Here is a 25,798-nt window from a genome sequence, read left to right as displayed (position 1 = left end):
CCGCCTGCGCTCTCCCCTCGCGGGAGAGCGCTTCCCCTTCCTAGCGTTTCACCTCGAAAGCCTCGCGACGCGCCTGTCGGCGCAGCATTCGCGCACTGTCCCATCCGGTCAGCAGCACGGCGATCCAGATCGGCCCGTAGGTCCAGATCTGCGCCGGGTTGAATGCCTCGCCCAGGAACAGCACGGCGATGGCGAACAGCAGTACCGGCTCGACATAGCTGAGAATCCCGAACAACCCCATCGGCAGCAGCCGGCTGGACGCCATCATGGCGCCGAAGGCCAGCGCACTGATCAGCCCCAGCATCGGCAGCAGCGCCCACAAGCGTGGCGCCTCCTCCAGCACCTGCCCGCTACCGGTCATCCACAGCGCCAGGAAGGCGAATGGCAGCAGCACGACCATCTCGAAGACGAAGCCGGACAACGCATCCACGCCCATCCTGCGGCGCAGCATGAAATACGGCGGATACCCCAGCGCGGTAATCATGCTGAACCAGGAAAACGCCCGGGTCAGCCACAGCTCATGCAGCACACCCGCAGCCGCGAAGGTTACGGCGATGGCCTGCAGCGGCGTCAGGCGCTCGCCATAGAACACCCGGCCGCAGAGCACCATGGTCAGCGGCAGCAGGAAATACCCCAGCGACAGCTCCAGGGTGCGCCCGACCATGGGCGCCCAGATGAACACGCCCCATTGCACCAGCATCATCGCCGCCGTCAGCGGGAAACACGCCAGCAGCCAAGGCTCGCGCAGCAGGCGCCGGGCCGCGTCGCGCAGCACCCCGCCCTGGCGGGTGAACCACACCAGCAGCAACACCATGGGAATCGACCAGACCACTCGGTGAGCGATCACCTGGATACTGGTCAGCGGCTCCAACGCATGGATATAGCCCGGCAAGGTCACGAACAGCACGGACGACGCCAGGGACAGCGCCACGCCACGTCCGGAGATATTCATGCGTAGCGCTCCTTGTGACGACGCAAGCCGAAGCGATTGACGCCCAGGGACGCGACGATCACCGCCCCCCCCAGCGCCAGGCGCGGCAGATCGGCCTGTTTACCCCAGATCAGCAGATTGATCAGCAGCCCCACCGGCACGTGCAGGTTATTCATCACCGCCAGGGTGCCGGCATCCACCAGGGTGCCGCCCTTGTTCCACCAGAACTGCCCCAGAGCAGTGGCCAGCAGGCCCATCCACACCAGCACGCCCCATTGCACCTCGGTGCTCGGCAGCTTCTGCGGATTGCCGAACAGCAGCCAACCCGGCAGCGCGATCAACAGCGCACCGACGAAGAAGTAGCCGAAGCGGCGGAATTGCGGGATGTCCGAGGGATAACGCTGCACCAGATGCTTGTAGAGCACCTGGCCGGCAGCGAAGGTGGCATTGGCCAGCTGCAGCAGCAGGAAGCCTTCGATGTAGTCGCCGCTCACACCGTCGTAACGAATGATCCCCGCGCCCAGCACCGCCACTGCGGCCGCCAGCAGCGCCCAGGCGTTGAAGCGGCGATTCAGCGCATCATCGATCAGCGCCACGTGCAGCGGCGTCAGCACGGTGAACAGCAGCACCTCGGGCACCGTGAGCACCCGGAAGCTCTGATACAGGCAGACATAGGTAATGCCGAACTGCAGCGCCCCCACCAGCATCACTCCGGCAATGAAGCGCGGATGCACGCCACGCCAGCGGGTCAGCGGCAGGAACACCAGACCGGCCAGCACCACGCGGGTCAGCACCGCGAAATAGCTGTCGACCTGCCCGGCGAGGTACTCACCGATCAGGCTGAAGGAAAACGCCCAGAGGACGGTAACGAAAAGCAGGTATGGCATGAACAGAGCGACCGGAACGGGGCAAGCACCATAGCGCCCGTCTCACTTCGGAGAAAAGCCCTGCGCGCCCGCCGCCAGCGAAAGACAGAAACGAAAAAGGGCGACCGAAGTCGCCCTTTTCCTTGGATGAGGAAGCAGGGATTAGCCCTGGTTCTCCATCTGAGCACGGATCAGGTCACCGATGGTGGTCGGACCAGTGCTTTCTGCGTCTTGCTTGTGACGCAGTTCTTTCATCGCATCTTTCTCGTCATCAACGTCCTTGGACTTGATGGAGAGGGAGATGACGCGGCTCTTGCGGTCGATGCTGATGATCTTGGCTTCGACTTCTTCGCCTTCTTTCAGGACGTTGCGAGCGTCTTCAACGCGGTCACGGCTGATTTCGGAGGCTTTCAGGATGCCTTCGATTTCGCCGCCCAGGCTGATGACAGCGCCTTTGGCGTCAACTTCCTTCACGGTACCGCGAACGATGGTGCCCTTCTCGTTGAGCGAGGCGTAGTTGGAGAACGGATCGTCTTCCAGCTGCTTGATGCCCAGGGAGATGCGCTCACGCTCCGGATCAACGGAGAGGATGACGGTTTCAAGCTCGTCACCCTTCTTGAAGCGGCGAACGGCTTCTTCGCCAACTTCGTTCCAGGAGATGTCGGACAGGTGAACCAGACCGTCGATGCCGCCTTCCAGGCCGATGAAGATACCGAAATCGGTGATCGACTTGATGGTGCCGGAGATCTTGTCGCCCTTGTTGAAGCGGCCGGAGAAGTCTTCCCACGGGTTGGACTTGCACTGCTTGATGCCCAGGGAGATACGACGACGCTCTTCGTCGATGTCCAGAACCTGAACTTCCACTTCGTCGCCAACCTGAACGACTTTCGACGGGTGGATGTTCTTGTTGGTCCAGTCCATTTCGGAAACGTGTACCAGGCCTTCCACGCCCTCTTCCAGCTCGGCGAAGCAGCCGTAGTCGGTGAGGTTGGTGACGCGCGCGGTAACGCGGGTGCCTTCCGGGTAACGAGCCTTGATAGCAACCCATGGGTCTTCGCCCAGTTGCTTCAGACCCAGGGATACGCGGTTGCGCTCGCGGTCGAACTTCAGAACCTTGACATCGATCTCGTCGCCAACGTTGACGATTTCCGACGGATGCTTGATACGCTTCCAGGCCATGTCGGTGATGTGCAGCAGACCATCGACGCCGCCCAGGTCAACGAACGCACCGTAGTCGGTGAGGTTCTTGACGATACCTTTGACCTGCTGGCCTTCCTGCAGGGATTCCAGCAGAGCTTCGCGCTCGGCGCTGTTCTCGGCTTCCAGCACGCTGCGGCGGGAAACGACAACGTTGTTGCGCTTCTGGTCCAGCTTGATGACCTTGAACTCGAGCTCTTTGCCTTCCAGGTGAGTGGTGTCACGCACCGGACGCACGTCGACCAGCGAACCCGGCAGGAACGCGCGGATGCCGTTGACGTCAACGGTGAAGCCACCCTTGACCTTGCCGTTGATGACGCCCTTGACCACTTCGTCGGCAGAGAAAGCAGCTTCCAGAACAATCCAGCTCTCGGCACGCTTGGCTTTCTCGCGGGACAGCTTGGTTTCACCGAAGCCGTCTTCTACCGCGTCCAGCGCAACGTGGACTTCGTCACCCACATTGATGGTCAGCTCGCCCTGTTCGTTGTAGAACTGCTCGACCGGGATGACGCCCTCGGACTTGAGGCCAGCATGGACGGTGACCCAGTCACCATCGATGTCGACCACGATGCCGGTGATGATTGCACCCGGCTGCATGTCGAGGGATTTCAGACTTTCTTCAAAGAGTTCTGCGAAGCTTTCGCTCATGTCTATACCTGTAGTCAAAGGCTTGTAAGCCCGATTCCGCGTCACCAGCAAACACGGTCAAGTGATGAAAAAGAAGCCAGCAGGATCAAGACTGGTATCCCGCCGGCCCCCTGTTGCACCCGCCGAAACGGGCACTCCACATTCAGATTTTAAGGGAACGCTTCGCTCAATATGGGCGAAACCCTCCCGATACAAGGTCTGGAATGGTAGCAATGGATGCCACCTGCGTCAATGCGCAGACCTTGATGGCGAAGCACTGCGCGGTTCTGCGAAGTCCAGCCTGAAACTCTCATTTTCGCGCAGTACCGGGCATGCCGCCCCACCGCCCGTCAGTTGCACCCGAGGTGGCGATTACCCCTGAAAGGAAAATCCCCGGCGCTGCCGGGGATTTCCGTTGTAAAGCCCGGTCAGTCAGCCAATCCCAACCGTGAAACCTCGGCAAGGATACTGTCCACCACCTCATCGATGCCCATCGAGGTGGAGTCCACCAGGATCGCTCCCTTGGCCGGCTTCAGTGGCGCCACGGCGCGTTGGCTGTCGCGTTCGTCGCGGGCGCGAATCTCTTCCGCCAGCTGTGCCTGATCGCTTTCGATGCCCTTGCCCTTGAGCTGCAGGTAGCGGCGACGGGCGCGCTCTTCGGCGGAAGCGGTGAGGAATATCTTCAGCTGAGCGCTGGGGAAGACCACGGTGCCCATGTCGCGGCCGTCGGCCACCAGGCCAGGCGCTTCGAGGAAAGCCTGCTGGCGTTGCAGCAGCGCATCACGCACCGCCGGCAGCGCGGCGACTTGCGAGGCGCCGGCGCCGACCTGTTCGGTACGGATGGTGTCGGTGACGTCTTCGCCTTCGAGGATGATGTGCTGGCCCTGCCCGCCCTTGGCGTGGGTGAACTGGACGTCCAGGTGCGCGGCCAGGACCTTGAGGGCTTCCTCGTTGGTCAGGTCGATACCGTGGTTACCGGCGGCGAACGCCAGCAGGCGGTACAGCGCGCCGGAGTCCAGCAGGTTCCAGCCCAGGCGCTTGGCCAGCAGGCCGGCGACGGTGCCCTTGCCGGAGCCGCTGGGGCCGTCGATGGCGACGACCGGCCATTCGGCATTCATCAGTTCTTCTCCTCGGCGACGCGGATGCCCGCGCCGGAAGCCAGCCCGAGGAAGTTCGGGAAGGAGGTAGCGACGTTGGCGCAGTCGTGGATGCGGATCAGCGCGCCGGCACGCAGGGAGGCGACACTGAAGGACATGGCGATGCGGTGGTCGCCGTGGCTCCAGACTTCGCCGCCACCGTAGGCACCGCCTTCGATGATGATGCCGTCCGGGGTCGGTTCGGCTTTCACGCCCAGGGCGATCAGGCCGTCGGCCATGACCTGGATGCGGTCGGATTCCTTCACCCGCAGCTCTTCCGCGCCGCGCAGTACGGTGCGGCCTTCGGCATTGGCAGCGGCGACGAAGAGCACCGGGAACTCGTCGATGGCCAGCGGCACCAGGTCTTCGGGGATGTCGATGCCCTTGAGCTTGGCCGAACGCACGCGAATGTCGGCGACCGGCTCGCCACCCACTTCACGCTGGTTTTCCAGGGTGATGTCGGCGCCCATCAGCTTGAGGATGTCGATGACGCCAGTACGGGTCGGGTTGATGCCGACGTGCTCAAGGGTCAGGTCGGAACCCTCGGCGATGCTCGCGGCCACCAGGAAGAAGGCGGCGGACGAGATGTCAGCCGGGACTTCGATCTGGGTAGCGGTCAGCTTGTGGCCGGACTCGACCTTGGCGGTGGCGCCTTCCACGTCGACCGGATAGCCGAAGCCGCGCAGCATGCGCTCGGTGTGGTCGCGGGTCGGGGCGGGCTCAGTGGTGGAGGTGCTACCGGCGGCATAGAGGCCGGCGAGCAGCAGGCAGGATTTGACCTGGGCGCTGGCCATCGGCATTTCGTAGTGCATGCCGGTCAGCTTGTTGCTGCCACGAATGGTCAGCGGCGGACGGCCTTCCGGACCGGTCTCGATCACCGCGCCCATCTCGCGCAGCGGCTTGGCCACGCGGTTCATCGGGCGCTTGGACAGCGACGGGTCGCCCGTCAGGGTCGAGTCGAACGGCTGGGCGGCCAGCAGGCCGCTGAGCAGGCGCATGGAGGTGCCGGAGTTGCCCAGGTAGATCGGGCCGGGTGGCGGCTTCAGGCCATGCAGGCCGACGCCATGAACGGTGACGCGACCGTGGTGCGGGCCTTCGATGACCACGCCCATGTCGCGAAACGCCTGGATGGTGGCCAGGGCGTCTTCGCCCTCGAGGAAGCCTTGCACCTCGGTCGTGCCTTCGGCCAGGGAGCCGAGCATGATCGAGCGGTGCGAAATGGACTTGTCGCCCGGTACGCGAACACGTCCGGACAGGCGGCCACCCGGCTGGGCCAGGTAAATCAGGTCATTGTTGTGCATGGCGTCCACATAGGCCCGTTGGGCCAGGATTTTGCTGAAATGCTCGCGGGCAACCCGGGCGCGGGTGAAGACGCCCATCAATTGCTGCCCGTCCCCCTTGTCGACGGCCTCGCGCAGGGCATCGAGGTCGTCACGGAATACGTCGAGGATGCGCAGCACCGCCCCGCGATTAGCGAGGAAGATGTCGTGCCACATCACCGGATCGCTGCCGGCGATCCGCGTGAAGTCGCGGAAGCCGCCAGCGGCATAGCGGAAGATTTCCAGATTCTCGCTGCGTTTGGCCAGCGAGTCGACCAGCGTGAAGGCCAGCAAGTGCGGCAGGTGGCTGGTCGCCGCCAGGACTTCGTCGTGGTGCTCGACGTCCATCTGCTCGACATCCGCGCCCAGCTCACGCCAGAGCGCTTCGACACAGCGGACCGCATCCGCGTCGGCATTATCCAGCGGCGTGAGGATGACTTTATGACGGCGGAACAGTTTCGCGTTGGCCGCTTCCACCCCGCTCTGCTCGGAGCCGGCGATGGGATGGCCAGGGATGAAGCGCGCCGGCATGCCGCCGAACACGGCCTTCGCCGCCCGCACCACATTGCCCTTGGCGCTGCCGACGTCGGTGAGGATGGCGTTGCCCAGGTCGAAGGCGGCGAGCTCGCCGAGGACCTTTTCCATGGCCAGGATCGGCACGGCGAGCTGGATCACGTCGGCCCCGCGGCAGCCGACGGCAAGGCTTTCCTCGCAGCGGTCGACCACGCCCAGCTCCACCGCGAGGCGGCGGGTTTCCGGGTCACGGTCGACGCCGACCACTTCTTCGAACAGGCCCTTCTGGCGGATGCCCTTGGCGAAGGAGCCGCCGATCAGGCCGAGCCCCACCACAACGAGGCGGCGGAGCTTGTGCGGCTGGACATCAGGCACGGGCGAGCACCTTGGCCAGCGCTTCGAGGAAGCGGGCGTTCTCGGATGGCAGGCCGATGGAGATGCGCAGGTGCTGCGGCATGCCGTAGCCACCCACCGGGCGGACGATCACGCCTTCGGCGAGCAGGGCCTGGTAGACCGGGCCGGCGTCGCGCTTGAGGTCCACGGCAATGAAGTTGCCCTTGGAGGGAATCCACTGCAGGTCCAGAGCACGCAGGCCGTTTTCCAGCTGCACCATGCCCTCGTCGTTGAGGCGCTTGCCTTCGGCCAGGTACTCGGCGTCGTCCAGCGCGGCGCAGGCGGCGGCCAGGGCCAGGCTATTGACGTTGAACGGCTGGCGCACGCGGTTGAGCACGTCGGCGACCTGCGCCGAGGAGATCGCGTAACCAACGCGCAGCGATGCCAGGCCATAGGCCTTGGAGAAGGTGCGTGAGACCAGCAGGTTCGGGTAGCGGGCCAGGTACTTCAGGCCGTCCGGCAGCTCTTCGCCTTCGGCGTATTCGATGTAGGCCTCGTCGAGTACCACCAGGACGTTTTCCGGAACCTGGGACAGGAAGCGCTCCAGCGCGTCCGGGCCAAACCAGGTGCCGGTGGGGTTGTTCGGGTTGGCAATGAAGACCACGCGAGTGTTGGCGTCGATGGCTGCCAGCATGGCTTCCAGATCATGGCCCCAGTCCTTCGCCGGCACGACCTTGCCCTGGGCGCCGACTGCCTGGGTGGAGATCGGGTAGACGGCGAAGGCGTACTGGCTGAACACGGCGTTCAGGCCGGGCGCGAGGTAGGCGCGAGCGACCAGGTCGAGGATGTCGTTGGAACCGTTGCCCAGGGTCACCTGCGCGGTGCCGACGCCGCAGCGGGCGGCCAGGCGGCTCTTCAGCTCGAAGCCGTTTCCATCGGGATAGCGGGTCAGTTCGGCCAGTTCGGCACGAATCGCTTCGAGCGCCTTCGGGCTCGGGCCCAGCGGGTTCTCGTTGCTGGCCAGCTTGATGATGCCGGCGGGGTCAAGCTTCAGCTCACGGGCCAGTTCATCGACCGGCTTGCCGGGCACGTAGGGGGAAAGCTTCTGTACGCCCGGCTGGGCCAGGGCAAGGAAATCACAGCTCATGGACTTCTCTCTTGGGTGTGGCCGCTCAAAATGACTCGCTATAACCGGCAGCCACCAGGTAGTCGCAGATGCGGTCGACGGCTTTGTCGACCGCCAGCAGGGAGGTATCGATGGTCAGCTCGGCCGCCAGCGGCACCTCGAATGGCGAATCGATGCCGGTGAACTCCTTAAGCTCGCCAGCACGCGCCTTCCGGTACAAACCCTTGGGGTCACGCTCTTCACACACATTCAGCGGCGTCGAGACATGCACCTCGATGAAGCGCTCGGGTAACAGGTCGCGCACCCTATCCCGGTCCTGCCGGAACGGGGAAATGAACGCGGCGATCGCAATCAGCCCGGCATCCACCATGAGTGCGCCGACTTCACCGACCCGGCGGATGTTCTCACTGCGATCTTCGGCACTGAAGCCGAGATCGCGGTTCAGCCCGTGGCGCAGATTGTCGCCATCGAGCAGATAGGTATGCCGCCCTGACTCGTGCAAGCGATGCTCCAGGGCATCGGCCAGCGTCGACTTGCCGGAGCCGCTCAAACCGGTCAGCCAGATCAGGCAAGGGCGCTGGCCCTTGGTCCGGCCGCGCGCCTCACGATCGATTGCCAGCGTCTGCCAACGCACGTCGCGAGCCGTTGGCATCAGAGCACGGCCTTCGGGTAGGAGCCCAGCACCTTCAGGGCAACGGCTTCGCTGCTGATCTTCTCCAGCACGTCCTTGATCAGCGGGTCCTTGTGGTGGCCGACGAAGTCGATGAAGAACACGTAGGTCCACTTGCCGCTGCGCGACGGGCGGGTCTCGATGCGGGTCAGGTCGATGCCGTTGGTGTGGAACGGCACCAGCAGCTCGTGCAGCGCGCCCGGCTTGTTGCGCATGGAGACGATGATGGAAGTCTTGTCATCGCCGGTGGGCGGCACTTCCTGGTTACCGATCATGAGGAAGCGCGTGGAGTTGTCCGGGCGGTCCTCGATCTTCTCGTGCAGCTTGTCCAGACCGTACAGGCTGGCTGCCATGTCGCCGGCAATCGCCGCGCTGTTCCACTCGCTCTTCACCCGCTTGGCGGCATCGGCGTTGCTGGAAACCGCCACGCGCTCGACGTTCGGGTAGTGCGCGTCCAGCCACTTGCGGCACTGGGCCAGGGACTGGGCGTGGGAGTAGATGCGGGTGATGTTGTTGGTCTTGGTGTTCTCGCCCACCAGCAGATGGTGGTGGATGCGCAGTTCCACCTCGCCGCAGATCACCAGGTCGTGCTCGAGGAAGCTGTCGAGGGTGTGGTTGACCGCGCCCTCGGTGGAGTTTTCCACAGGCACCACGCCGAAGTTCACCGCACCGGCGGCGACTTCGCGGAACACTTCGTCGATGGCGGCCATCGGCGTGCTGATCACCGCATGACCGAAGTGCTTGAGCGCCGCGGCCTGGGTGAAGGTGCCTTCCGGGCCGAGGTAGGCGACCTTGAGCGGCTGCTCAAGGGCCAGGCAGGAGGACATGATCTCGCGGAACAGACGAGCGACTTCCTCGTTATCCAGCGGGCCCTTGTTCAACTCCATGATGTGCTTGAGCACCCAGGCCTCGCGCTCGGGCCGGTAGAACACCGGCTTCTCGCCTTCGGCCAGGGATGCCATCTTCACGCGTGCCACATCGGTGGCGCAGCGGGCGCGTTCGCTGATCAGCTCGAGGATCTTCTCGTCGAGGCTGTCGATGCGTACGCGCAAAGCCTTGAGCTGGTCAGCGTCGCTCATCAGGCGTGCTCCTTCTCGAACTCGGCCATGTAGCCGACCAGGGCTTCGATGGCATCCAGGCCCAGGGCGTTATAGATGGAGGCACGCATGCCGCCCACCGAACGGTGACCCTTGAGGTTGAGCAGGCCGCGCGCATCGGCGCCTTCGAGGAAGGCCTTGTCGAGCTTCTCGTCGGCCAGGCGGAACGGCACGTTCATCCAGGAGCGGGCGCTGGGCTGGATCGGGTTGGTGTAGAAGTCGCTGCTGTCGATGAAGCCGTACAGCATGTCCTTCTTCGCGCGGTTGCGCTTCTCCATGGCATCGACGCCGCCCTGTTCCTTCAGCCACTGGAAGACCAGGCCGGAGAGGTACCAGGAGTAGGTAGCCGGGGTGTTGTACATGGAGCCGTTATCGGCGGCGACCTTGTAGTTGAGCATGGTCGGGCAGATGCTGCGGGCGCGGCCCAGCAGGTCTTCGCGAACGATCACGACCACCAGGCCGCTCGGGCCGATGTTCTTCTGCGCGCCAGCGTAGATCAGGCCGAACTTCGACACGTCGATCGGGCGGGAGAGGATGTCCGAGGACATGTCCACCACCAGCGGGACGTCACCGACTTCCGGAATCCAGTCGAATTCCAGGCCGCCGATGGTCTCGTTGGACGCGTAGTGCAGATACGCGGCGTCCTTGGACAGGTTCCACTCGTTCTGCCCGGGGATGGCGAAGTAGTCGTACTTGGACGCGCTGGCGACCACGTTGACGTTGCCGAATCGGCGAGCCTCTTCGATGGCCTTCTTCGACCAGATGCCGGTTTCCACGTAGTCCGCCACGCCGTCTTCGGGCAGCAGGTTCAGCGGGATCTCGGCGAACTGCTGGCTGGCGCCGCCCTGCAGGAACAGCACCTTGTAGTTCGACGGTACGCCCATCAGGTCGCGCAGATCCTGCTCGGCCTTCTCGGCGATGGCCACGTAGTCGTCGCTACGATGGCTCATCTCCATGACCGACAGGCCCTTGCCCTGCCAATCCAGCAGTTCGGCGCGGGCGCGCTCCAGCACCTCGGTGGGAAGCGCCGCGGGACCGGCGCAGAAGTTAAAGGCTCGCTTGCTCACATCCACTCTCGCTATCAGTCTTCGCTGGCCTGCGGGGCTTCTTCAGCCGCAGCTTCGCCTGCTTCTTGGTTCTCGTCCGACACGTCGCCTTCGACGATCTCGCCGTCAATGACGTCGTCTTCCACGACGGTAGGCTCCTGCACCCGCTCCAGGCCCACGACGGTCTCGTCGGCAGCCAGCTTGATGAGGATCACGCCCTGGGTATTACGGCCCGCGCCACGGACTTCATCGACGCGGGTACGGACCAGGGTGCCCTGGTCAGAAATCAGCATGATCTCCTCGCCGTCCAGCACCTGCACGGCGCCCACCAGGTTGCCGTTACGCTCGTTGATCACCATGGCGATCACGCCCTGGCCACCACGACCGCGACGCGGGTAGTCGGCCAGCGGGGTGCGCTTGCCGTAACCGCGCTCGGAGGCGCTGAGGATCTGCGCTTCGCGGCATTCCGGGATGAGCATGGAGATGATGCGCTGGCCTTCGCCCAGGCGCATGCCGCGCACGCCACGGGCGTTACGGCCCATGATGCGCACCTTGCTTTCCTTGAAGCGGATCACCTTGCCGGCGTTGGAGAACATCATCACGTCCTTCGAACCGTCGGTGATGGCGGCGGCGATCAGCGAGTCGCCCTCTTCCAGCTTCAGGGCGATCAGGCCATTGGAGCGCGGCTTGGTGAACTGGATCAGCGGGGTCTTCTTCACGGTGCCTTTCATGGTGGCCATGAAGATGTACGCGCCGGTCGGCTCGTCCTGGCTGAAGTCGGCGTCGTCGCCCTCTTCGGCCTCTTCGGCTTCCACCACTTCGGCGACCTGCTCGGCGACCACGTCGTCATCATCGCCTTCGTCACCGGCGAACTGGGCGCGCACGGCTTCCAGGTCGATCTGCAGCATCGCGGTGATGCGCTCGCCTTCGTCCAGCGGCAGCAGGTTCACCAGCGGACGGCCACGGGCGGTACGCGAGGCTTCCGGGATCTCGAAGGTGCGCAGCCAGTAGACCTTGCCCTTGCTGGAGAACAGCAGCAGGGTGGCGTGGCTGTTGGCGACCAGCAGGTGTTCGATGTAGTCCTCGTCCTTCACGCCGCTGGCGGACTTGCCCTTGCCGCCGCGACGCTGGGCCTCGTAAGCAGCCAGCGGCTGGGACTTGGCGTAGCCGCCGTGGGAGATGGTCACCACGCGCTCTTCTTCGGTGATCAGGTCGGCGATGGTCAGGTCCATCTGCGACGCGACGATCTCGGTGCGGCGGGCGTCGCCGAACTCGGCCTTGACCTTCTCCAGTTCCTCGCGGATGACTTCCATCAGACGCTCGGGGCTGGTCAGGATGCGGATCAGCTCGCCGATCAGGGTGAGGATTTCCTGGTACTCGGACAGGAGCTTCTCGTGCTCCAGGCCGGTCAGGCGGTGCAGGCGCAGTTCCAGGATGGCCTGGGCCTGTTCCGGGGACAGGTAGTACTTGCCGTCGCGCAGGCCGTACTGCTCGTCCAGGTCTTCCGGACGGCAGGCGTCGGCGCCAGCGCGCTCGACCATGGCTTCCACGGCGCTGGACTCCCAGGCGGTGGCGATCAGGCGTTCCTTGGCCTCGGCCGGGGTCGGCGAGTTCTTGATCAGCTCGATCACCGGATCGATGTTCGACAGGGCAACGGCCTGGCCTTCGAGGATGTGGCCGCGCTCGCGAGCCTTGCGCAGCTCGTAGACGGTCCGGCGGGTCACCACTTCACGGCGGTGACGGATGAAGACCTCGAGCATTTCCTTGAGGTTCATCGTGCGCGGCTGGCCGTCGACCAGGGCCACCACGTTGATGCCGAAGACGCTCTGCAGCTGGGTCTGGGCGTAGAGGTTGTTCAGCACGACCTCGCCCACTTCGCCGCGGCGCAGCTCGATGACCACGCGCATGCCGTCCTTGTCGGACTCGTCGCGCAGCTCGGTGATGCCTTCGATCTTCTTCTCTTTCACCAGCTCGGCGATCTTCTCGATCAGGCGGGCCTTGTTCAGCTGGTAGGGCAGCTCGGTGATGATGATCTGCTGGCGGTTGCCGCCCTTCTCCATGTCCTCGATGGTGGCGCGGGCACGGATATAGATGCGGCCACGACCAGTGCGATAGGCCTCGATGATGCCCGCACGGCCGTTGATGATGCCCGCGGTCGGGAAGTCCGGGCCGGGGATGTAGTTCATCAGGTCATCGATCGACAGCTCGGGGTTGTCCATCAGCGCCAGGCAGCCGTCAATCACCTCGGTGAGGTTGTGCGGCGGGATGTTGGTCGCCATGCCCACGGCGATACCGCTGGAACCGTTGACCAGCAGGTTCGGGATCTTGGTCGGCATGACCGCCGGAATCTGCTCGGTGCCGTCGTAGTTGGGCACCCAGTCGACGGTTTCCTTGTCCAGGTCCGCCAGCAGCTCATGGGCGAGCTTGGCCATGCGCACTTCGGTGTATCGCATGGCCGCGGCGTTGTCGCCGTCCACCGAACCGAAGTTGCCCTGGCCGTCCACCAGCATGTAGCGCAGCGAGAAGGGCTGGGCCATGCGGACGATGGTGTCGTACACCGCGGTATCGCCGTGCGGGTGGTACTTACCGATCACGTCACCGACCACACGGGCGGATTTCTTGTAGGGCTTGTTCCAGTCGTTGCCCAGTTCGCTCATGGCGTACAGGACGCGGCGGTGCACGGGCTTCAAGCCGTCGCGTGCATCGGGCAGGGCACGACCGACAATCACGCTCATGGCGTAATCGAGGTAGGACTGTCGGAGTTCGTCTTCGATGTTGACCGGGAGGATTTCTTTGGCCAGTTCGCCCATGAGAAGCCTGGTTCCTTTTTCAAATGGGACTCCGCCACGCCCGTCCTGAGCCCGGCGGAGCGCGGTGCGCCATCAAAGCGCCACCGACTCTCTACAAATCAACGACTTATTGCGCTGATCCGCGATGCTGAAGGGGGTGCGAAAACGCCCCCCGAAGAACCGTCGGAGCTTACCACAAGCCAGGGTGAAGACCTACCCTCGCCCAGCCCCCACGATGAATTGCCGCAGGCCCGTCAGTGCAGGCGCTTGCGGCTCATCAGCTGGGCCATGCGCTCGGCGTCCGGGCGCTCGACCACGCCGCGCTCGGTCACGATGGCGTCGATCAGGTCCGCCGGAGTCACATCGAACACCGGATTGAAGGCTTCCACCTCGGCGGCGACGCGTTTGCCGCCGATCTCCAGGAGTTCGCGACCGTCACGCTCCTCGATCGGGATGTCCTCGCCGCTTTCCAGGCTCATGTCGATGGTCGAACTGGGCGCCACCACCATGAAGCGCACGCCGTGGTGCATGGCGTTGACTGCCAACTGGTAGGTACCGATCTTGTTGGCCACGTCGCCGTTGGCGGTAATGCGGTCGGCCCCGACTATGACCCAGGTAATACTTTCGGTCTTCATCAGGTGCGCGGCGGCGGCATCCGCATTCAAGGTGACCGGCACGCCTTCGTTGGCCAGTTCCCAGGCGGTCAGGCGCGCGCCCTGCAGCCAGGGGCGGGTTTCGTCGGCGTAGACGCGCTCGATCAAGCCTTCCAGGTGCGCGGCGCGGATCACCCCCAGGGCGGTGCCGAAGCCCCCGGTGGCCAGGGCGCCGGTATTGCAGTGGGTGAGGATCTTCTGCGGGCCGCTGTGCTGTTTGCGGATCAGCTCCACGCCCAACTGGGCCATGGTCAGGTTGGCCTCGCGGTCGCTTTCATGGATGGCGATGGCCTCCGCCTCCAGCACCGGCATCGGGTCTTCACCTGGCTTCAGGCGCTCCAGGCGGTCACGCATGCGGTTCAGCGCCCAGAACAGGTTGACCGCGGTCGGCCGCGACTCGGCCAGCACGCTGAAGTCCTCTTCCAGCGCCGCGCGCCAGTCGCCACCGGCAGCCAGGCGGGCGCGCAGGCCCAGGACCACGCCGTAGGCGGCGGCAATGCCGATGGCCGGTGCGCCACGCACCACCATCTGGCGAATGGCGTCGGCCACGCCTTCGGCGCTTTCATAGGTCAGCCAGGTTTCTTCCAGCGGCAGCAGGCGCTGGTCCAGCAGGCGGAGGGTCCCCTTGCGCCAATCAATGGCCGTAACCCGTTCGGCCGCCAACAGTCGCTCACGCATGGAACACCTCGTCATTCGAATGGAATCGCGGGCCAATCCCGGCCCCCAGGAATCTTCCCGCACAAGCGGGTAAAAGCGCCGAGTATACCGAGCCTGCGGCAGCGGTGCTCGGCTATACTCGGGCCCTCTCTCCGTCGCGCCCAGGATGCGCTTCATGCCCACCGCCAAAGCCCCGCTCGACCTGCTTCTGCTCCCCACCTGGATCGTCCCCGTGGAACCTGCCGGCATCGTCCTGCAGGGTCATGGCCTTGGCATCCGCGACGGCCGCATCGCCCTGCTCGCCCCGCGCGCCGAAGCCCTGCGCCATCCGGCCACGGAAACTCGCGAGCTGCCGGGCATGCTGCTCGCCCCCGGCCTGATCAACGCCCACGGCCACGCGGCGATGAGCCTGTTCCGCGGCCTGGCCGACGACCTGGCGCTGATGACCTGGCTGCAGGAGCACATCTGGCCGGCCGAGGCCAAGTGGGTGGGCGAGGAGTTCGTCCGCGACGGCACCGAACTGGCCATCGCCGAACAGCTCAAGGGTGGTATCACCTGCTTCTCCGACATGTACTTCCACCCGCAGGTGGCCTGCGAGGCGGTGCACAAGGCGGGCATGCGCGCGCAGATCAGCGTGCCGGTACTGGACTTCCCGGTCCCCGGCGCCCGCGACGCCGACGAGGCGATCCGCCAGGGCCTGGCGCTGCGCGACGACCTCAAGCACCACCCGCGCATCAAGGTGGCCTTCGGCCCGCACGCACCCTACACCGTCAGCGACGACAAGCTGGAAAACATCCTGATGCTCGCCGAAGAGCTGGATGCGGGCATCCACATGCACGTCCACGAGACCGCCTTCGAAGTCCAGCAGGCGCTGGAGAAGCACGGCGAGCGCCCGCTGGCCCGCCTGCACCGCCTGGGCCTGCTGGGCCCGCGTTTCCAGGCCGTGCACATGACCCAGGTGAACGACGAGGACCTGGCCATGCTGGTGGAAACCAACAGCTCGGTGGTGCACTGCCCAGAATCCAACCTCAAGCTGGCCAGCGGCTTCTGCCCGGTGGAGCGCCTGTGGCAGGCCGGCGTCAACGTCGCCATCGGCACCGACGGCGCGGCCAGCAACAATGACCTGGACCTGCTCGGCGAAACCCGCACCGCCGCTCTCCTGGCCAAGGCCGTGGCCGGCCAGGCCACCGCGCTGGACGCCCACCGCGCCCTGCGCATGGCCACCCTGAATGGCGCCCGCGCCCTGGGCATGGAACAGGAAACCGGCAGCCTGGAGCTGGGCAAATCCGCCGACCTGACCGCCTTCGACCTCTCGCGCCTGGCCCAGCAGCCGGTCTACGAGCCGGTTTCCCAGCTGATCTACGCCAGCGGCCGCGACTGCGTGCGCCACGTCTGGGTCGGCGGCAAGCAACTGCTGGACGACGGCAAGCTCACCCGCATGGACGAAGAACGCCTGATCGCCGTCGCCGGCGAATGGGGTCGCAAGATCGCCGGTGCCTGAGCCCTCTCAAGATCGGCCATCCTCGCGCAGCACGGCCCCGACACGGGCCGCCGCTGCGACAATCTGACATGCCGCGCCCCATCTGCCGCACGAAGCTGGCATCATAGGCGGCATTCGTTTTCAGCTTTTAGAACCATAGGGACACCATGAGCAACGTCGACCACGCCGAGATCGCCAAATTCGAGGCCCTCGCCCACCGCTGGTGGGACCGCGAAAGCGAGTTCAAGCCCCTGCACGACATCAACCCGCTGCGGGTCAACTGGATCGACGAGCGCGTCAGCCTCGCCGGCAAGAAGGTGCTCGACGTCGGTTGCGGCGGCGGCATCCTCAGCGAAGCCATGGCCCAGCGCGGCGCCACCGTCACCGGCATCGACATGGGCGAAGCGCCCCTGGCGGTCGCCCAGCTGCACCAGCTGGAATCCGGCGTGCCGGTGGAATACCGCCGCATCACCGCCGAAGAGCTGGCCGAGGAAATGCCCGAGCAGTTCGATGTGGTGACCTGCCTCGAGATGCTCGAACACGTGCCGGACCCGGCCTCGGTGATCCGCGCCTGCCACAAGATGGTCAAGCCCGGCGGCCAGGTGTTCTTCTCCACCATCAACCGCAACCCGAAGGCCTACCTATTCGCCATCGTCGGTGCGGAATACGTGATGCGCCTGCTGCCGCGCGGCACCCACGACTTCAAGAAGTTCATCCGCCCCTCCGAGCTGGGCGCCTGGTCGCGTGACGCGGGCCTGGCGGTCAAGGACATCATCGGCCTGACCTACAACCCGCTGACCAAGCACTACAAGCTGGCCAACGATGTCGACGTCAACTACATGATCCAGACCCTGCGGGAGGAGTGAATCGCATGCTCAAAGCGGTTCTCTTCGACATGGACGGCACGCTGCTGGACACCGCGCCGGACTTCATCGCCGTGTGCCAGGCGATGCTCAAAGCCCACGGGCGCGCGCCGATCGACGACCAGCGCATCCAGGACGTGGTCTCCGGTGGCGCCCGCGCCATGGTCGCCGCGACCTTCGACATGGACCCGGAAGCCCCCGGCTTCGAGCCCCTGCGCCAGGAGTTCCTTGATCGCTACCAGGAGCATTGCGCCGTCTTCACCCGCCCGTACGACGGCATGCCCGAGCTGCTGGAGAGCATCGAGCAGTCGCGCCTGATCTGGGGTGTTGTGACCAACAAGCCGGTGCGTTTCGCCGCGCCGATCATGGAGCAGCTGGGCCTGGCCGAGCGCTCCGCGGTGCTGGTCTGCCCGGACCACGTGAAGAACAGCAAGCCGGACCCGGAAATGCTCCTGCTGGCCTGCAGCCAGCTGAAGGTCGATCCGTCGGAAGTGCTGTTCATCGGCGACGACCTGCGCGACATCGAGTCGGGCCGCGCCGCCGGGACCAAGACCGCAGCCGTGCGCTACGGCTACATCCACCCGGACGACAACCCCGCGCACTGGGGCGCCGACGTCATCGTCGATACGCCTCGCGACCTGCTTGCCGTCCTCGACCGCGCCCTCTGCAGCTGCTGAAGCAGCTGCCACAAGCCATAAGCTGCAAGCCTCAAGCCCAAAGCCGCCCTTTGCCGCTTGAGGCTTGGAGCTTGCCGCTCTCCGAAGGAGCCAACATGTTCGACTATTCCGCCCGCCCCGACCTGCTCAAGGGCCGCGTGATCCTGGTGACCGGCGCTGGCCGCGGCATCGGCCGGGCCGCCGCGCTCACCTTCGCCGCCCATGGCGCCACCGTACTGCTGCTGGGCAAGACCGAGGACTACCTCAACGAGGTCTACGATCAGATCGTCGCCGCAGGCCATCCGGAACCGGTGGTGATTCCGCTGAACCTGGAAACCACCCTGCCGCACCAGTACGACGAGCTGGCGGCTACCATCGAGCAGGAATTCGGCAAGCTCGACGGCCTGCTGCACAACGCCTCGATCCTCGGCCTGCGCTCGCCCATCGAACAGATTTCCACCGACAACTTCACCCGCGTCATGCAGGTGAACGTCAACGCCATGTTCAGCCTGACCCACACCCTGCTGCCGCTGCTCAAGCTCTCCGAGGACGCCTCGGTGATCTTCACCTCCAGCAGCGTCGGCCGTAAGGGTCGCGCCTACTGGGGCGCCTACGCGGTGTCGAAGTTCGCCACCGAAGGCCTGATGCAGGTACTGGCCGACGAGTGCGAGGACATCTCCTGCGTGCGCGCCAACAGCGTCAACCCCGGCGCCACCCGTACCGCCATGCGCGCCCACGCCTACCCGGGCGAGAATGCCTTCAACAACCCGCCGCCCGAAGACATCATGCCGGTCTACCTGTACCTCATGGGCCCGGACAGCAAAGGCGTCAACGGCCAGGCCTTCAACGCCCAGGACTGAGGTCCCGCCACCCGGCGTTCTCGCCCCGCATCGAGGGCGCCGGTTTTCTGGCTACTGCGCCACCTCTCCCCCAGCAAAGTGCCATCACTTCGCCATTCTTCTGACGAAACCACCTTCCCTTCGGAACCCAAACCATCTTCTGTCGGTCCATAAGCCCTCTTTTCGAGACTTTTCGAGGGCTGGCACGGAAATCGCTCTGTCCCTCCTGTCGCCGTATGAAACGCGTCAGAGGTTGCCTCGCGCCATGGTTCCCCCCAAGCAGTCCAACACCATTGATTTTGATGCCGCCAAGCTCCAGCGCCTGGCCGCCCAGGAGCCTCGCAAGCGCTCCGGGCGCCCGCTCGACCTGCTGGAGTTGCGCCAGCAACTGAACCTGCAATTGCAGGCGAGCCTGGAAGCCGACCGCATCCTGGCGGTGTTCTTCAGCGAGATTCAGCGCCTGCTGCCGGTGGACTACCTGGCTTACCAGCACACCGGGGCCGACCTGCGGCTGGAGTTCGGCGACGCGGCGCAGCACAGCGCCGACTACCGCCTCATTCATGACGGCGAGCACCTGGGCGAGCTCTGCTTCCGCCGCCGCCAGCGCTTCTCCGAGGCCGAGCTGAGCCAGCTGGAATCGCTGATGGCCTGCCTGCTCTACCCGCTGCGCAACGCCCTGCTCTACCGCGCCGCGGTACAGTCGGCCCTGCGCGACGCGCTCACCGGCACCGGCAACCGCATCGCCATGGACCAGGCCCTGACCCGCGAGATCGAAGTCGCCCGGCGCCACCTGCAGCCGCTGTCGGTGCTGATGCTCGACCTGGACCACTTCAAGCAGATCAACGACATGCACGGCCACAGCATCGGCGACGACGCCCTGCGCGCGGTGGCGGCGTCGATCAAGGCCAGCCTGCGCAACGTCGACATGGTGTTCCGCTTTGGCGGCGAGGAGTTCCTCGTACTGCTCTCCAACACCTCCGGCGGCAGCGCCGCCCAGGTAGGCGAGCGGCTGCGACGTGCCGTGGAGGAGCTGAACCTGGCCATCGACGGCAAGCGTTTGCCGCTCTCCATCAGCCTGGGCTGCGCCTCGCTCAATGCGGGCGAGTCGGTGGACGATCTGCTGCGCCGCGCCGACAACGCCTTGTACGAAGCCAAGCGCGACGGGCGCAATCGGCTGGCCTGCGCCAGCTGATTCGGCGGATACCGTCCCCTGTAGGAGCGAGCACCGCCCCAGCAAAACTCAGGCAATAAAAAAGGGCTCCGAGGAGCCCTTTTTTATTTGTCGCTAACGCTTAACGCTTGAAGCCCGGACGCATGCCGTCGCCGGCTGCTTGCGGACGGCGCTTGGCAATCGGCTTGCGTGCCGGCTTGCCCGGGCGCTCGGCCAGCGGGGCGCCCTTGTCGCGCTCGGGGGCGCGAGCCGGACGATCGCTCGGTGCCTTGCGCGGAGCACGGCCTTCACCTGCGTCGCTACGCGGACCACGGGCCGGACGATCAGCGCCATCGCGCGGAGCGCGAGCAGGACGATCACCACCGGCGTCACGCGGCTTGCGCGGGGCGCGGCTGTCGGCGGAATCGCTGCGCGGGCCACGGGCCGGACGGTCGCCGGTATCACGCGGAGCGCGAGCGGGGCGATCACCACCGGCGTCTCGCGGCTTGCGCGGGACACGGCTGTCAGCGGAATCACCACGCGGAGCGCGAGCAGGACGGTCACCGGTATCACGCGGTGCGCGAGCCGGGCGCTCGTCGCCATCACGCGAACCACGAACCGGACGCTCGCCAGCCGCCGGACGCGGTGCACGTTGCGGACGCTCGCCCTCAGCGTGCTCCTTGCGCGAACGCGAGCCACGGCCCGGACGCTCGCTGGGCGCCAGCTTCTTGCCGAGCTTGCGCTCCTGGCGCTCGACCTTTTCCTTGGTCTTGGTGGAAACCGCGGGAAGCGCGACCGGCTTAAGGCCGACTTCCTCGCTGAGGATGTCCAGCTCGCGCTGGCCCATTTCGCGGTAGCGGCCCATGGTCAGCTCGGAGGTCAGGAACACCGGCCCGAAGCGCACGCGCTTCAGGCGGCTGACCACCACGCCCTGGGATTCCCACAGGCGGCGAACCTCGCGGTTCCGACCTTCCATCACCACCACGTGGTACCAGTGGTTGAAGCCTTCTCCACCTGGGGCTTCCTGGATGTCGCTGAACTTGGCCGGGCCGTCTTCGAGCATCACGCCGGCTTTCAGGCGTTCGATCATCTCTTCGTCGACTTCACCACGCACGCGCACGGCGTATTCGCGGTCCATCTCGTAGGACGGGTGCATCAGACGGTTGGCCAGCTCACCATCGGTGGTGAACATCAGCAGGCCGGTGGTGTTGATGTCCAGGCGGCCGACGTTGATCCAGCGGCCACTGCGCAGGCGCGGCAGGCGGTCGAACACGGTCGGACGGCCTTCCGGATCGTCGCGGGTGCAGACTTCACCTTCGGGCTTGTTGTAGATCAGGACGCGGCGGACGTGTTCTTCGATCTTCTCGCGCTTGAGCAGGCGGTCATCGACGGCGATGGCATCGCGGTCGCCCACGCGCTGGCCGAGAGTGGCCACGGCGCCGTTGACCTTGACGCGGCCTTCTTCGATCCAGGCCTCGACGTCACGGCGCGAGCCAACGCCCATGCGCGCGAGGACTTTCTGCAGTTTCTCGCCGGCCGGGGCTGGGGTAAGTTCATCAAGGTTTTCGTGCGTGTCGGTCATCTGGGCACCTCCCGGTGTGGCATGCAACGAATAAAAAGGTCGCGCATCATACGCGCTTGCGGGCGGCAAAGCACCGCCCGCGATCGGGAAAGACTAGTCGAGTTACGGGGGAACGCGTCCATGCATCGCGAAGACGACTTCACCGGCGCCAAGCTTGCGCTGTTCCATGCCGGCCAACTGGTGGTCTACAAGCGCGACGAGAAACCCGGTATCCCCTACCCCGGCTGCTGGGATTTTCCCGGCGGCGGCCGCGAGGGTAACGAAACGCCGGCGCAGTGCGCGCTGCGCGAGCTGGAAGAAGAGTTCTCCCTGCGTCTGGACGAACAGCGCATCGAATGGCAGCGCCGCTACCGCGCCACCCACGGCCCCGCCCCCTGGGCCTGGTTCCTGGTGGCGCGGCTGCAACAGGCCGAGTTCGAGGCCATCCGCTTTGGCGACGAAGGCCAGTACTGGCGCCTGATGCACGTCAGCGAATACCTCGCCCACGAACAGGCGGTGGATTACCTGCAGGAACGCCTGCGGCATTTCCTCGCAGGGCGGCCGGATATCGCCTGATTCCGCACCGCCAGCCGCTGATCCGTATTTGCGCGGCCTATCTGAATCTGTTTCCTCTTCCGCCGTTTACCTAGATTGCCCGCTCACCGGAGCGCGCCGGATTTGCAGTCCATCGCGCGCCCGGACGTTCTGACACAAGCGGGAATCCAGCATGAACACGATAAGCACGGAGCAGGCGTACAACTACAAGGTGGTCCGCCAGTTCGCCATCATGACGGTGGTCTGGGGCGTGGTCGGCATGGCCATGGGGGTACTGATCGCCTCCCAACTGGTCTGGCCACAACTGAACCTGGATCTGCCATGGACCAGTTTCGGGCGCCTGCGCCCGCTGCACACCAGCCTGGTGATCTTCGCCTTCGGCGGTTGCGCGCTGTTCGCCACCAGTTACTACACGGTGCAGCGCACCTGCCAGACGCGGCTCTTTTCCGACAGCCTCGCGGCGTTCACCTTCTGGGGTTGGCAGGCGCTGATCGTGACCATGATGGTCACCCTGCCGCTGGGGTACACCACCACCAAGGAATACGCCGAGATCGAGTTCACCGGCGCGGTATGGATGGCCATCGTCTGGGTCGCCTACGCGGTGGTGTTCTTCGGCACCCTGATGAAGCGCAAGACCCAGCACATCTACGTGGGCAACTGGTTCTTCGCCGCCTTCATCGTGGTCACCGCGATGCTGCACATCGTCAATCACCTGTCGATTCCGGTGAGCTGGTTCAAGTCCTATCCGGTGTATTCCGGCGCCACCGACGCCATGGTGCAGTGGTGGTACGGGCACAACGCGGTGGGCTTCTTCCTGACCACCGGCTTCCTCGGGATGATGTACTACTTCGTGCCCAAGCAGGCCGGGCGCCCGGTGTACTCCTACCGGCTGTCCATCGTCCACTTCTGGGCGCTGATCACCCTGTACATCTGGGCCGGCCCGCACCACCTGCACTACACCGCGCTGCCGGACTGGGCGCAGAGCCTGGGCATGGTGATGTCGCTGATCCTGCTGGCGCCCAGCTGGGGCGGGATGATCAACGGCATGATGACGCTCTCCGGCGCCTGGCATAAGTTGCGCACTGACCCGATCCTGCGCTTCCTCGTCGTCTCCCTGGCGTTCTACGGCATGTCCACCTTCGAAGGCCCGATGATGGCGATCAAGACCGTCAACGCCCTCTCCCACTACACCGACTGGACCATCGGCCACGTGCATGCCGGCGCCCTGGGCTGGGTGGCGATGATCTCCATCGGCTCGCTCTACCACCTGATTCCCAAGGTCTTCGGTCGTCAGCAGATGCACAGCATCGGGCTGATCAACGCGCACTTCTGGCTGGCCACCATCGGCACGGTTCTGTACATCGCCTCGATGTGGGTCAACGGTATCACCCAGGGCCTGATGTGGCGGGCGGTCAACGCCGACGGCACCCTCACCTACTCCTTCGTCGAGGCGCTGCAGGCCAGCCACCCGGGCTTCGTGGTGCGCATGAGCGGTGGGATGATGTTCCTCGGCGGCATGCTGCTGATGGCCTGGAACACCTGGATGACCGTGCGCCAGGCGCGCCCTGAGGCGATGCGCGTCGCCGAGCGGATGGCCTGAGATGACACTGTGGCTGGGGCTGGCCGGCCTGCTGGCGCTGTACTTCGGCGTCGGCTGGACCCTGCGGGCGCACCGCGAACGTGGCATCGAGGAGGCCAGCATGCTGCCCTTCGCCGATGACGACGAGGTGGCCCGGCGCATGGAAAAAGCCACCGGGCGCAGCCGCACCGGTTGCGCCTGCCCCGGCCCGTGCCGCGGCGACTGCGAACACTGGCGCGACTGGACGCCCTAGCTCTTCAGCCCAGGAGCGCGGCTGCGACAGGGCGTCGCATCACCTGCATCAATCTTCATTAGCAAGCACATCAATTTCCCGGCGGCGGGCAAGGATGGAAGTATCACTCCCGTGCCCCGCCACCGATGGACGCCTGAAGCATCGTCCACTGCCCTGTCTGGACCCCAGGGTAGACATCAGATGCCAGCGCTCCCCGGTGGGGCTTCAACCCCATTCACGGGCCCCTGAGCGGACCCTGCACCGAGGAAATAAAGAATGAAGCTTGCCTCTGTCGTGTCGGCTGTCATCTCCAGCCTCGCCCCGATGGCTTTTGCCCAGGACGCAATCAAGAACCCCGGCGCCGACCTGCCGACCACCGAATACCACTACGGCATGTCCCTGGACGTGGACAAGGTGCTGCACCGCACCGACAACTCCAGCAAGGTCGGCATCGTTCCGGCGTACATGGTCTACCAGGACCATCAGGGCGAAACCCACAAGGTTCGTTTCCTCGAATGGGGCGGCCGCACCAGCCAGAGCTGAGCCTCACCGAACATCGCCCTCCGGCCGTCTTGGCCAAACCCCGCGAGCCTGTGGTGGCGGTCGGGGGGCGATCCTGATGACAGCGGCGCCGCAATCTCGTAGGAGCGGACCTTGTCCGCGAAATCCAGAGCGGAGGAATCCGGTCCTACAGGAGAACCTCCGAGCACGGCGCCACCTGTAGGAGCGAGCTTGCTCGCGAACGGTGTACCAGGTTGTCTTCGGCGCCAAGCGTCCCCTCGGCCCTACGAAGAGCCATCCTGCCGATACGGCAACGCCCCCCGTGCTTCCTCGGCGTACGCCAGAATCCCCACCCGCTCCTGCTCCAGAAACTCCGCCACCGCCTCCCGCAGGCCGGGATGGCCGAGGCGATGCCAGGAACGCGTGATCACCGGTTCGAAACCGCGAATCAGCTTGTGCTCGCCCTGCGCCCCGGCGTCGAAGCGTTGCAGGCCGTGGTCAATGGCGAAATCGATGCCCTGGTAGAAGCAGGTCTCGAAATGCAGGCGGTCGAACTCCGCCAGGCAGCCCCAGTAGCGACCGTACAGGGTGTCGCCGCCGACCAGGCTGAAGGCCATGGCCACCGGGCGTCCGCTGCGATGGGCGAAGACCACGCGAATGGACTGCGGCATACGCTCGCCGAGCAGGCTGAAGAAGGCCCGCGTCAGGTAAGGCGCCTGCCCGCGAACCTCGTAGGTGCTGCTGTAGCAGGCATAGACGAAGTCCCAGTGCGCTTCGGAAAGTTCATGGCCCGCCATCCAGACGAAATCGATGCCCACCCCCGCGACCTGCTCGCGCTCCTTGCGCAGTTGCTTGCGCTTGCGTGAACTGAGCGCGTCGAGGAAATCCTGGAAATCACGGTAGCCACGGTTGCTCCAGTGGTATTGGCAGCCCAGGCGCTCCAGCCAGCCGTCCGCGCCACCGAGCAGCGCATCGGCGGCAACATCGGTGAAGTTCACGTGCACCCCGGAACAGCGCGCCTCGTCCACCTCCCCCGCCAGCGCGCCGACCAGGCTCAGCGCCGCCTCGGGTGCGCCCAGCAGGCGCGCGCCCCCCACCGGGGTGAAGGGAACGCCCACCAGCAGCTTGGGGTAATAACGGATGCCGGCGCGCTGGCAGGCATCGGCCCAGCCCCAGTCGAACACGTACTCGCCGTAGGAATGGCTCTTCAGGTAGGCCGGCGCGGCGGCGAGCAGGCGGCCATCGTCGCCGGTCAGGACTCGATGCACGGGCGTCCAGCCGGTACGGCCGCCGACACTGCCGCTTTCCTCCAGGGCGCTGAGAAAGGCGTGACGCAGGAACGGCTGGTCGTCCGGCAGCAGCGCATCCCACTGACGGGCATCCACATCGGCGAGGCGGGCAAGGGTCTGGATTGGCATGGGC

At 65.3% G+C, this 25,798-nt stretch carries 22 protein-coding genes; 9 read left to right on the top strand and 13 right to left on the bottom strand.

What is annotated here, in order from left to right:
- Window positions 1-40 precede the first annotated feature (40 nt).
- The 11 genes from rarD to mtnA all read right to left on the bottom strand — a co-directional run bounded on the left by rarD (window position 41) and on the right by mtnA (window position 14,981).
- Window positions 41-952, bottom strand: coding sequence for an EamA family transporter RarD (gene rarD, locus ACNFBT_RS10735; protein ID WP_416749095.1), 912 nt, complete (start codon window positions 950-952; stop codon window positions 41-43).
- Complete coding sequence (locus ACNFBT_RS10730; protein WP_416749094.1) at window positions 949-1,818, bottom strand: carboxylate/amino acid/amine transporter; 870 nt, start codon at window positions 1,816-1,818, stop codon at window positions 949-951. Before ACNFBT_RS10730 ends, rarD begins: the two co-directional genes overlap by 4 nt.
- Window positions 1,819-1,959: 141 nt before the next feature.
- Complete coding sequence (gene rpsA / locus ACNFBT_RS10725; RefSeq protein WP_259756501.1) at window positions 1,960-3,642, bottom strand: 30S ribosomal protein S1; 1,683 nt, start codon at window positions 3,640-3,642, stop codon at window positions 1,960-1,962.
- A gap of 407 nt (window positions 3,643-4,049) precedes the next feature.
- On the bottom strand, window positions 4,050-4,739 hold the full coding sequence (gene cmk / locus ACNFBT_RS10720) for a (d)CMP kinase (RefSeq protein WP_416749092.1): 690 nt from the start codon (window positions 4,737-4,739) through the stop codon (window positions 4,050-4,052).
- The gene (locus tag ACNFBT_RS10715; RefSeq protein ID WP_416749091.1) at window positions 4,739-6,964 is read right to left on the bottom strand and encodes a bifunctional prephenate dehydrogenase/3-phosphoshikimate 1-carboxyvinyltransferase; all 2,226 of its coding nucleotides are present in this window, start codon (window positions 6,962-6,964) and stop codon (window positions 4,739-4,741) included. Before ACNFBT_RS10715 ends, cmk begins: the two co-directional genes overlap by 1 nt.
- A complete protein-coding gene (gene hisC, locus ACNFBT_RS10710) occupies window positions 6,957-8,069 on the bottom strand; it encodes a histidinol-phosphate transaminase (protein WP_416749089.1) in 1,113 nt (370 codons plus the stop codon). Before hisC ends, ACNFBT_RS10715 begins: the two co-directional genes overlap by 8 nt.
- A 25-nt stretch (window positions 8,070-8,094) precedes the next feature.
- Window positions 8,095-8,700, bottom strand: coding sequence for an adenylyl-sulfate kinase (cysC, locus tag ACNFBT_RS10705; protein WP_416749087.1), 606 nt, complete (start codon window positions 8,698-8,700; stop codon window positions 8,095-8,097).
- A complete protein-coding gene (gene pheA / locus ACNFBT_RS10700) occupies window positions 8,700-9,797 on the bottom strand; it encodes a prephenate dehydratase (RefSeq protein ID WP_243808806.1) in 1,098 nt (365 codons plus the stop codon). Before pheA ends, cysC begins: the two co-directional genes overlap by 1 nt.
- Window positions 9,797-10,882, bottom strand: a complete 1,086-nt coding sequence (serC, locus tag ACNFBT_RS10695; RefSeq protein WP_416749085.1) for a 3-phosphoserine/phosphohydroxythreonine transaminase — start codon at window positions 10,880-10,882, stop codon at window positions 9,797-9,799. Before serC ends, pheA begins: the two co-directional genes overlap by 1 nt.
- A 14-nt stretch (window positions 10,883-10,896) precedes the next feature.
- Window positions 10,897-13,671 carry a DNA gyrase subunit A gene (gyrA, locus tag ACNFBT_RS10690; protein ID WP_416749083.1) on the bottom strand — a complete coding sequence of 925 codons (2,775 nt, stop codon included), beginning with the start codon at window positions 13,669-13,671 and terminating at the stop codon, window positions 10,897-10,899.
- A gap of 233 nt (window positions 13,672-13,904) precedes the next feature.
- Window positions 13,905-14,981 carry an S-methyl-5-thioribose-1-phosphate isomerase gene (mtnA, locus tag ACNFBT_RS10685; RefSeq protein WP_416749081.1) on the bottom strand — a complete coding sequence of 359 codons (1,077 nt, stop codon included), beginning with the start codon at window positions 14,979-14,981 and terminating at the stop codon, window positions 13,905-13,907.
- Between the two features lie 154 nt (window positions 14,982-15,135).
- On the opposite strand from mtnA, the gene ACNFBT_RS10680 reads away from it, so the two are divergent.
- The 5 genes from ACNFBT_RS10680 to ACNFBT_RS10660 all read left to right on the top strand — a co-directional run bounded on the left by ACNFBT_RS10680 (window position 15,136) and on the right by ACNFBT_RS10660 (window position 19,990).
- A complete protein-coding gene (locus ACNFBT_RS10680; RefSeq protein WP_416749079.1) occupies window positions 15,136-16,461 on the top strand; it encodes a TRZ/ATZ family hydrolase in 1,326 nt (441 codons plus the stop codon).
- Between the two features lie 146 nt (window positions 16,462-16,607).
- The gene (gene ubiG / locus ACNFBT_RS10675; RefSeq protein ID WP_024767043.1) at window positions 16,608-17,306 is read left to right on the top strand and encodes a bifunctional 2-polyprenyl-6-hydroxyphenol methylase/3-demethylubiquinol 3-O-methyltransferase UbiG; all 699 of its coding nucleotides are present in this window, start codon (window positions 16,608-16,610) and stop codon (window positions 17,304-17,306) included.
- Window positions 17,303-17,980: an N-acetylmuramic acid 6-phosphate phosphatase MupP gene (mupP, locus tag ACNFBT_RS10670; protein ID WP_416749076.1), complete on the top strand. Its 678-nt coding sequence runs from the start codon at window positions 17,303-17,305 to the stop codon at window positions 17,978-17,980. Before ubiG ends, mupP begins: the two co-directional genes overlap by 4 nt.
- Before the next feature lie 95 nt (window positions 17,981-18,075).
- A complete protein-coding gene (locus ACNFBT_RS10665; protein ID WP_416749074.1) occupies window positions 18,076-18,819 on the top strand; it encodes a YciK family oxidoreductase in 744 nt (247 codons plus the stop codon).
- Window positions 18,820-19,063: 244 nt separating this feature from the next.
- The gene (locus ACNFBT_RS10660) at window positions 19,064-19,990 is read left to right on the top strand and encodes a GGDEF domain-containing protein (protein WP_416749072.1); all 927 of its coding nucleotides are present in this window, start codon (window positions 19,064-19,066) and stop codon (window positions 19,988-19,990) included.
- 100 nt (window positions 19,991-20,090) lie between these two features.
- Here ACNFBT_RS10660 and rluB read toward each other — a convergent pair whose 3' ends face one another.
- Window positions 20,091-21,530, bottom strand: coding sequence for a 23S rRNA pseudouridine(2605) synthase RluB (gene rluB / locus ACNFBT_RS10655; RefSeq protein ID WP_416749070.1), 1,440 nt, complete (start codon window positions 21,528-21,530; stop codon window positions 20,091-20,093).
- Between the two features lie 120 nt (window positions 21,531-21,650).
- Between rluB and ACNFBT_RS10650 the strand changes: the two genes are divergently transcribed.
- The 4 genes from ACNFBT_RS10650 to ACNFBT_RS10635 all read left to right on the top strand — a co-directional run bounded on the left by ACNFBT_RS10650 (window position 21,651) and on the right by ACNFBT_RS10635 (window position 24,418).
- A complete protein-coding gene (locus ACNFBT_RS10650; RefSeq protein WP_416749069.1) occupies window positions 21,651-22,085 on the top strand; it encodes an NUDIX hydrolase in 435 nt (144 codons plus the stop codon).
- A 151-nt stretch (window positions 22,086-22,236) separates the two neighbouring features.
- Window positions 22,237-23,664, top strand: a complete 1,428-nt coding sequence (gene ccoN, locus ACNFBT_RS10645) for a cytochrome-c oxidase, cbb3-type subunit I (RefSeq protein WP_416749067.1) — start codon at window positions 22,237-22,239, stop codon at window positions 23,662-23,664.
- Window position 23,665: 1 nt separating this feature from the next.
- The gene (locus ACNFBT_RS10640; protein ID WP_416749065.1) at window positions 23,666-23,896 is read left to right on the top strand and encodes a cbb3-type cytochrome c oxidase subunit 3; all 231 of its coding nucleotides are present in this window, start codon (window positions 23,666-23,668) and stop codon (window positions 23,894-23,896) included.
- Window positions 23,897-24,151: 255 nt separating this feature from the next.
- A complete protein-coding gene (locus tag ACNFBT_RS10635; RefSeq protein ID WP_416749063.1) occupies window positions 24,152-24,418 on the top strand; it encodes a DUF2790 domain-containing protein in 267 nt (88 codons plus the stop codon).
- Window positions 24,419-24,660: 242 nt separating this feature from the next.
- Here ACNFBT_RS10635 and ACNFBT_RS10630 read toward each other — a convergent pair whose 3' ends face one another.
- Complete coding sequence (locus ACNFBT_RS10630) at window positions 24,661-25,794, bottom strand: GNAT family N-acetyltransferase (RefSeq protein ID WP_416749061.1); 1,134 nt, start codon at window positions 25,792-25,794, stop codon at window positions 24,661-24,663.
- Between the last annotated feature and the right edge of the window lie 4 nt (window positions 25,795-25,798).

This window comes from Pseudomonas sp. NY15181 (genome assembly GCF_048068055.1).
GTDB lineage: Bacteria > Pseudomonadota > Gammaproteobacteria > Pseudomonadales > Pseudomonadaceae > Pseudomonas.
Note: the sequence above shows the minus strand (reverse complement) of the source record. Positions and strands in the feature narration are given on the sequence as shown.

What these genes read in the sequence shown, in the direction of transcription:
- rarD (WP_416749095.1), bottom strand. Translation starts at nt 952, where the DNA reads ATGAATATCTCCGGACGTGGCGTGGCGCTGTCCCTGGCGTCGTCCGTG.
- ACNFBT_RS10730 (WP_416749094.1), bottom strand. Translation starts at nt 1,818, where the DNA reads ATGCCATACCTGCTTTTCGTTACCGTCCTCTGGGCGTTTTCCTTCAGC.
- rpsA (WP_259756501.1), bottom strand. Translation starts at nt 3,642, where the DNA reads ATGAGCGAAAGCTTCGCAGAACTCTTTGAAGAAAGTCTGAAATCCCTC.
- cmk (WP_416749092.1), bottom strand. Translation starts at nt 4,739, where the DNA reads ATGAATGCCGAATGGCCGGTCGTCGCCATCGACGGCCCCAGCGGCTCC.
- hisC (WP_416749089.1), bottom strand. Translation starts at nt 8,069, where the DNA reads ATGAGCTGTGATTTCCTTGCCCTGGCCCAGCCGGGCGTACAGAAGCTT.
- cysC (WP_416749087.1), bottom strand. Translation starts at nt 8,700, where the DNA reads ATGCCAACGGCTCGCGACGTGCGTTGGCAGACGCTGGCAATCGATCGT.
- pheA (WP_243808806.1), bottom strand. Translation starts at nt 9,797, where the DNA reads ATGAGCGACGCTGACCAGCTCAAGGCTTTGCGCGTACGCATCGACAGC.
- gyrA (WP_416749083.1), bottom strand. Translation starts at nt 13,671, where the DNA reads ATGGGCGAACTGGCCAAAGAAATCCTCCCGGTCAACATCGAAGACGAA.
- mtnA (WP_416749081.1), bottom strand. Translation starts at nt 14,981, where the DNA reads ATGCGTGAGCGACTGTTGGCGGCCGAACGGGTTACGGCCATTGATTGG.
- ACNFBT_RS10680 (WP_416749079.1), top strand. Translation starts at nt 15,136, where the DNA reads ATGCCCACCGCCAAAGCCCCGCTCGACCTGCTTCTGCTCCCCACCTGG.
- ubiG (WP_024767043.1), top strand. Translation starts at nt 16,608, where the DNA reads ATGAGCAACGTCGACCACGCCGAGATCGCCAAATTCGAGGCCCTCGCC.
- ACNFBT_RS10665 (WP_416749074.1), top strand. Translation starts at nt 18,076, where the DNA reads ATGTTCGACTATTCCGCCCGCCCCGACCTGCTCAAGGGCCGCGTGATC.
- ACNFBT_RS10660 (WP_416749072.1), top strand. Translation starts at nt 19,064, where the DNA reads ATGGTTCCCCCCAAGCAGTCCAACACCATTGATTTTGATGCCGCCAAG.
- rluB (WP_416749070.1), bottom strand. Translation starts at nt 21,530, where the DNA reads ATGACCGACACGCACGAAAACCTTGATGAACTTACCCCAGCCCCGGCC.
- ACNFBT_RS10650 (WP_416749069.1), top strand. Translation starts at nt 21,651, where the DNA reads ATGCATCGCGAAGACGACTTCACCGGCGCCAAGCTTGCGCTGTTCCAT.
- ccoN (WP_416749067.1), top strand. Translation starts at nt 22,237, where the DNA reads ATGAACACGATAAGCACGGAGCAGGCGTACAACTACAAGGTGGTCCGC.
- ACNFBT_RS10640 (WP_416749065.1), top strand. Translation starts at nt 23,666, where the DNA reads ATGACACTGTGGCTGGGGCTGGCCGGCCTGCTGGCGCTGTACTTCGGC.
- ACNFBT_RS10635 (WP_416749063.1), top strand. Translation starts at nt 24,152, where the DNA reads ATGAAGCTTGCCTCTGTCGTGTCGGCTGTCATCTCCAGCCTCGCCCCG.
- ACNFBT_RS10630 (WP_416749061.1), bottom strand. Translation starts at nt 25,794, where the DNA reads ATGCCAATCCAGACCCTTGCCCGCCTCGCCGATGTGGATGCCCGTCAG.